This window comes from Rhodococcus sp. EPR-134, assembly GCF_001647205.1.
Lineage (GTDB): Bacteria > Actinomycetota > Actinomycetes > Mycobacteriales > Mycobacteriaceae > Rhodococcus_F > Rhodococcus_F qingshengii.
Map to the genome: position 1 here is coordinate 1 of NZ_LVCT01000642.1, position 569 is coordinate 569.

The following is a 569-nucleotide window of genomic DNA, read 5'->3' on the forward strand; positions in this document are numbered from 1 at the left end:
CGCACGGCTGGAAGAGCTGGGCAAGCCGGTGCTGTATTTCGAGAACATCGAGGGTGGCCACGGCGGCGCCGCGGACAATGCTCAGCTGGCCTTCAAGACCGCGCTGACCTACGAGTTCCTCTGGCAGAAACTCGGCTGATCTTTCAGCGGTCGCGCAACCACGCGACGACGCGCTCGCTCACAGCGGTGGGATTGCGTATCCAACCGTTGTGACCGAGTGGTTCGTCGATGTGCGTCATCGTCACTTGGGCCCCGGAGAGCTTGTCCACCAGGTTCTTTGCCGACCGGCGTGGAGCGAGATCGTCCCCTTCGATCGTGATCGACAGAACCGGCAAGGTCAGGCGAGCGATCCGCTCCTCGTAGTCGATATCCGCACCGATGGGTTCCATGCGACCGGTCCTGGCGAACCGTGCCCAATCGGTGATCAGTACTTTCGACTGTCGACCGAAGCCGCCGACGTTGACCCGGTCTCCCGGCCAGAAGCCGGCAATGTTGGCTGTCACCGACATCGCGGACGAACCCAGATAGAGTCCGGGCGCACGGATTCCGGGGAATCCGCGGTGATACGG

1 pseudogene is annotated in these 569 nt (G+C 62.9%); it reads right to left on the minus strand.

What is annotated here, in order from left to right:
• Nucleotides 1-143 precede the first annotated feature (143 nt).
• Nucleotides 144-569: pseudogene (locus A2J01_RS28125) on the minus strand (alpha/beta fold hydrolase); the annotation flags it as partial.